General features: G+C 74.0%; 5 protein-coding genes. 3 read left to right on the top strand and 2 right to left on the bottom strand.

The features are described 5' to 3' along the window. Positions 1-113: 113 nt before the first annotated feature. On the top strand, positions 114-1,865 hold the full coding sequence (locus ACFUEL_RS32680; protein WP_380240694.1) for an RICIN domain-containing protein: 1,752 nt from the start codon (positions 114-116) through the stop codon (positions 1,863-1,865). A gap of 376 nt (positions 1,866-2,241) precedes the next feature. After that, positions 2,242-3,795 (top strand): alpha-L-arabinofuranosidase B, encoded by a 1,554-nt coding sequence (locus ACFUEL_RS32675; RefSeq protein WP_380240692.1) that lies wholly within the window; start codon positions 2,242-2,244, stop codon positions 3,793-3,795. A gap of 95 nt (positions 3,796-3,890) precedes the next feature. Here the strand turns inward: ACFUEL_RS32675 and ACFUEL_RS32670 are convergent, their stop codons facing one another. Continuing rightward, on the bottom strand, positions 3,891-4,892 hold the full coding sequence (locus ACFUEL_RS32670; protein WP_380240690.1) for a site-specific integrase: 1,002 nt from the start codon (positions 4,890-4,892) through the stop codon (positions 3,891-3,893). A gap of 274 nt (positions 4,893-5,166) precedes the next feature. Further along, complete coding sequence (locus ACFUEL_RS32665; RefSeq protein ID WP_380240688.1) at positions 5,167-5,673, bottom strand: hypothetical protein; 507 nt, start codon at positions 5,671-5,673, stop codon at positions 5,167-5,169. Between the two features lie 266 nt (positions 5,674-5,939). On the opposite strand from ACFUEL_RS32665, the gene ACFUEL_RS32660 reads away from it, so the two are divergent. After that, positions 5,940-6,247, top strand: a 308-nt coding sequence (locus ACFUEL_RS32660; protein WP_380240686.1) for a hypothetical protein, incomplete at its 3' end; no start/stop codon positions are given.

The following is a 6,247-nucleotide window of genomic DNA, read 5'->3' as shown; positions in this document are numbered from 1 at the left end:
GCGCCCACGGCCGACCACAGGCCCAGCTGCCCAGACCCTCATCACCGGCTGCTGCTTTCCGCTCCACGCCCGGCACCCCGGGCGCCCCCACCCCCGCGTCAGGAGAGCACCACATGACCACAGCCACCCCCCGGACCCGGCGTGCCGCGGCCGTCGCCGGCACCCTCGTCCTCGCCGCCACCGGCGCCGGACTCGTCGCCACCCCGGCCGGCGCGGCCCCCACCGCCGCCACCACCCTGGTGGTCAACGCGAACCAGGCCCTGCGCCCCGTCACCCACGTGGCCACCGGCAGCCTCTACGGCCTGGCAAGCTCCACCAGCCCCGGCGACAGCCTCGTGCAGGCCCTCAAGCCCCACACCTTCGTCCAGATGGCGCCCGGCGGCTCGCAGCTGCCCAACGGCGAACCCGCCCCGGCCGGGGACGCCCTCAAGGTCGCGGGCAAGGCCGCGGCCGCCGGGGCGAAGGTCGTCGTCCGGATGCCGGACTGGTACCCCGACTTCCCCTACAAGTGGGTCGGTTGGAACAACTGGCTGTCCGCGGTCGACACCCAGGTCGCCGCCGTCAAGGCGTCCGGCGCCACCAACATCTCCGCCTACGAGCTGTGGAACGAACCGGACTGGACCTGGGACACCGCCAACGCCGGGGACTTCCACGCCGGCTGGACGCGCACCTTCAACGAAGTCCGCGCCAAGGACGCCACCACCCCCATCCAGGGCCCCAGCGACTCCGGCTACTACCCCGACCGGATGAAGGCGTTCCTCCAGAACGCGATCGCCACCCGCACCGTCCCCGACGTCATCGCCTGGCACGAGCTGAGCGGCTCCGACAAGGTCGCCGCCGACGTGGCCGCCTACCGCGCCCTGGAGGCGAGCCTCGGCCTCACCCCGCGGCCGATCTCCATCGAGGAGTACGGGACGCCCGGCGAGGTCGGCGTCCCCGGCCCGATGATCGGCTACGCGGCCAAGTTCGAGCGCACCGGCGTCCGCGACGCCGAGATGGCCTTCTGGAACCACTACGGCACCCTCGGCGACACCCTCACCGACACCGGCGGCTCGCCCAACGCGGCCTACTGGGCCTACAAGTGGTACGGCGACATGAGCGGCACCATGCTCACCACCACCCCGCCCGCGCAGACCGGCATCGACGGCCTCGCCGCCCTCAACGGCGCCGGCAACCAGGTCAGCGTGGTCTTCGGCGGCGGGTCCGGCGCCGGCGCGGTGACCGTCAACGGCCTGAACGCCCTGGGCGCCTTCGGCGGCACCGTCCACGTCAAGCTCGAGTACACCCCCTCCAAGGGGCGCACCACCGCCGTCGCCGGACCGATCACCGTCTCCGAGAGCGACTACCCGGTCTCCGGCGGCTCCGTCACCGTCCCGGTCGCGATGAACGCGGCCGACGGCTACCACCTCGTCGTCACCCCGGCCGGCGGCTCCAGCACGCTCGCCGGCACCTACCGGATCACCAACCTCAACAGCGGGCTCCGGCTGGACACCGTGAACTCCGGCACCGCCCAGGGGACCCTGGTCGACCAGGCCACCGCCTCCTCCAGCACCACCCAGTCCTGGACCCTGACCGCCGCGGGCTCCGGCCTCTACAAGATCTCCAACAAGGCCGGCGGCCGGCTGCTCGGCATCGACAGCATGAGCACCTCGTACGGCGCCGCGGCCCTGATCTGGGGCGTCAACGGCACCGCCGACCACCTGTGGCAGCTGATCCCCGACGGCAGCGGCCACTACAAGATCGCCAACTACAACAGCGGCCTGCTCCTGGGCGTCACCGACATGAGCACCGGCTCCGGCGGCCGGGTCGTCCAGTGGGGCGACAACGGCACCGCCGACCACCTGTGGACCCTCACCGCCGGCTGATCCGAACTCCCGGGCGGCCGTCCGCGGCCGGGTGAATGAGGGCATCCGCCCGATGGCGGCCGCCCGGGTCCGCCCCTCCTGCGCCACCCCGTCCGCTCCGGCCGCGCCGTCCCTCCCCGGGCGGCGGGTCCGGAGCGGCGGGGGATCCGGTCGAAAGTATTGACGTGGTCGCGACGGCTCTCCATAGTGATGCTCGGCCGTCGTCGAGCCGAACTCTCCTTCGCCCCAACTGTCTTGAGCCTCCGCCAGGGTGAATTGTTAGCGCTAACAAAGCGTAGCCGGTCTCACCCGCCGCGGTCGCCTCCGCCGTCGGGGCCCAGGCACGGCCGTCTCCCCGGGACCTCCCGACCCCCACCCACCAGCAAGGAGTCCACCCTTGGCTGTCCAGACCTGGCTGCGCCGCGCCCGGCGCGCCCTCCTCGCGACCGGCACCACCGCCGTCCTGACCGCCGCCCTGATCGCGGGCACCGAGACGGTCGCGCAGGCCGCCACCCAGGGGCCGTGCGACCTCTACGCCTCCGGCGGGACGCCCTGCGTGGCGGCCCACTCCACCACCCGGGCCCTGTACGGCGGGTACGGCGGCGCGCTCTACCAGGTCCGCCGCACCTCCGACGGCGCGACCAGGGACATCGGCGTCCTCAGCACCGGCGGCTACGCCAACGCCGCCGCCCAGGACGCCTTCTGCGCCGCCACCACCTGCGTCATCACCGTCATCTACGACCAGTCCGGCAAGGGCAACCACCTCACCCAGGCCCCCGCCGGCGGCGCCGCGCCCGGCCCGGACAACCTCGCCCCCGCCACCGCCGCCCCGGTCACCGTCGCCGGCCACCGGGCGTACGGCGTCTACGTGGCCGCGGGCACCGGCTACCGCAACAACGCCACCCACGGCATCGCCACCGGCGACCAGCCCGAAGGCATGTACGCCGTCCTGGACGGCACCCACTTCGGCGGCGGCTGCTGCTTCGACTACGGCAACGCCGAGACCAACAACCTCGACACCGGCAACGGCCACATGGAGGCCATCTACTTCGGCGACAGCACCATCTGGGGCTCCGGCACCGGCAAGGGCCCCTGGGTGATGGCCGACCTGGAGAACGGCCTGTTCTCCGGCGCCAACGCGGGCTACAACGCCAACGACCCCAGCGTCAGCCACCGCTTCCTCACCGCGATCGTCAAGGGCGCCCCCAACCTGTGGGCGATCAAGGCCGGCAACGCCCAGTCCGGCGGCCTGTCGACGTACTACAACGGGGCCCGGCCCAACGTCGCGGGCTACAACCCGATGCACAAGGAGGGCGCGATCATCCTGGGCATCGGCGGCGACAACAGCAAGTCCTCCAGCGGCACCTTCTACGAGGGCGTGATGACCTCCGGCTACCCCTCGGACGCCACCGAGAACGCCGTCCAGGCCAACATCGCCGCGGCCGGCTACCAGGAAACCGCGGTCACCTCGAGCGCCCTCACCCCCGGCGCCCGGGTCTCGCTGAAGGCCACCACCGCCTGCTGCACCGCCGACTACCTGCGCCACAACGCCGACGCCACGGTGGCCATCTCCCCGATCACCTCCGGCAGTTCGGCCGCCGACAAGCAGGACGCCACCTGGATCGTCCGCGCCGGGCTGGCCAACGGCTCCTGCCTGTCCTTCGAGTCCGCCGCCGCCCCCGGCCAGTACCTGCGGCACTTCGACTACCGGCTCCGCACCGCCGCCTCCGACGGCAGCACCCTGTTCAAGCAGGACGCCACCTTCTGCCTCCGGGCCGGACACAGCGGGCAGGGCTACTCCTTCCAGTCCGTCAACTTCCCCAACCGCTTCCTGCGCCACTACGAGTACACCGGCTACCTCGCCGGTGACGGCGTCGGCGGCAACACCTGGGACAACGCCAACTACTGGGCCGAGGACACCTCCTGGCTGACCGCCCAGCCCTGGTCCTGACCCCCGCGCCCGAGCCGGCGTTCCGGACCTCCCCGCACGGGACCGGAACACCGGCTCGGGCCGTCACGCTTCCGGGCCGTCATGCTTCCGGCCCGTCACGCTTCCGGGCCGCCACCGGCGGCCGTCCGGGTGCGGCGCAGGACGGTCACGTCGCCGGGGCCGGGGGCGTCGTCGGGTCGGAGTTCGACGGCGCGGCGCAGGGGTTCCATGCGGCGGGGGAGGGGGTGCCAGCCGGGTTGGCCGGCCATGTCGGTGTTGAGGTCGTGGACGGCGCGGGCGTAGGCGCGGGCGAGGCCGCGGAAGTACAGGGGGAGGCCGGGGCGGGGGTGGCCGCTGGGGGCGATGCTGACCCACAGGGCGTCGGTGGTCTCGTTGTCGGGGCCGGAGGGCCGGGCGGTGTCGCGGACGGTGAGGCGGGCGCGGGCGGTGAGCCAGTGGCGCAGTGCGGCGCGGGTGGTGGGGGAGAGGGCGATGGTCTCGGTGGCGGGCGGCGTGTGCGGGTCGCGGTGCTGGGGGAGGCGGGTGAGGCGGATCGTGCCGCGGCGCAGGTCGACGTCGCGGGTGCGCAGGGCGCAGAGTTCGCCGGCGCGGCAGCCGGTGTCCAGGACGGTGGCGATGACGGCGAGGATGCGGGTGCGGGCGTCGTCCTGGCCGGGGCGGGTGGCCTGTTCGAGGTGGCCGAGGAGGATGCTGCGGGAGCGGGGGGCGACCACGTCCCGGAGGGCGACGGCGGGCCGGTCGCGTTCGGGGAGGGTGAGCGGGAGGCCCGCGTGGGTGGCGAGGATGCGCAGGCAGTCCTCGCGCACGCGCATGGAGGTGGGGGAGGGCTGGTCGGGGCGGGCGGCGGGTTTGCGGCGAAGCAGGCCCCGTTCGGCGGCGGTGAGGTAGGCGGCGACGGTGTCGGGGGCGAGGAGCGCGGGGAGGGCGGCGGCGGCTTCCGGCGGGACCGCGCCGCGTTCCAGGGCGGTGCGCAGTTCCCCGGCGACCCAGCGCAGTTGCTTGGCGCGGGAGGCGCCGGTGGGGGGCCGGCAGGCGCGGTCGACCACGGCGCCCAGGGCCTCGATGGAAGGTGCCGCCGCCGTCGGAGTGTCCGCCATGGGCCCACCCTAGTGCCGGGTCGGACGGCTCCTCGGGCGGACGGTCTCCGACATCCCCACGGAAGTATGTACATATGAATAACTGGCCTGGAGCGCGACCGTCCGCCCGGGGCCGGCGGGGTGGTGGCCGCCCCTTCTCACGCGTCCCGTCTCCGTGGTGGCCGTCCTTCGGCAACCGGGGAGGGCCGGGGGCGCCTCGAGCGGGTGCCCCCGGCGCCGGGCCCCTGCCCGGCCTGCGCTCCGTGCCGCGCCCGCACTTCGTCCGGGCGGAGGACTACTTCTCCCCGGCCGGCCGGTCCCCTCCGGGGCGGGACGGTCCGGGGTGGGACGGTCCGGGCGGCGCCGTGGCCGTGGCGGAGGGCGCGGCGGCGGACGTGGCCGGGGCGGCGGCGTGCTGCTCCGCGCGGCGGCCGTACGGGACGACGACCACCTGGTGCTCGTCCTCGTAGACGACCTCGCCCGGGTCCGGGGAGCGGAGCGTCTCGCAGCCGACCCGGTGCGCCGCGAGGATCTCCAGGTGCCCGTCGACCTGCTCGACGTGCCGGTGGGCGGACACCTTGAACCACGCCTCCGCTCCGGGGTTGAGCTCGCGATCGTAGACCGCGGGGTCGACGTGGGACGGGTTCGCGAGGTTCGCGTCGTACCAGTCGTAGCTCGACCGCCGGAAGGACTCCTGCTCGGAAGTGAGCCTCCCCTCCGCGGCCAGGCCGTTCACCAGCGCGAACACGCCGGGGAAGGTCCCGCGCCGGTTGGGAGTCGTCGCCTGGAACCGTACGTACAACGCTGCCTCCTGCTCGACACGCTCCGCGGCCCGCTGCCGCGCCGCGTCCCCCTGCGTCGTCCGGGGACGCTCCGGGATCCTGCCACGGCCGGCGTCGGACCGGACGGCGGCCCCGCCTCCTCCGGTTCCCGTCCGGCTTCGGTCCGGCCGTTGTCCGGCCGCTGCCCGGCCGCTGTCCGGTTTCCGTTCGGTCTCCGTTCGGCGCGTGGCGGCCCGGGACGGCGGAATCGCGGTGCGCGGGCGGGGGAGTGGCCTAGGCTCGTAGTATGTCGAACCCTGACGGGCTGCTCGTCGACATCGCCGCGATGGTGGAGTCCGAGCACAGCAACCAGATGTCCGTGACAGTGGTGGTTCCCGGTGCGGTGATCACCGGGAGGCTCGCCCCGGTGGCCCTGTGGTGGGAGCGGGTGGCGGATGTCCTGCAGACTTCCGACCACCTGAAACCGTTCGCCGCCCTGTTCGCCCCGCCACCTTCCGGCGGCACCCCGGGGCCGCCCACCCACCTGCACCTCCACCGGGCCCGCATCCTGCAGGGCGACTTCGGTCTGCCGCACACCGGCGGCATGTACCGGAT

Source organism: Kitasatospora sp. NPDC057198 (assembly GCF_042670125.1).
Lineage (GTDB): Bacteria > Actinomycetota > Actinomycetes > Streptomycetales > Streptomycetaceae > Kitasatospora.
This window is presented reverse-complemented; position numbering and strand designations above follow the sequence as displayed.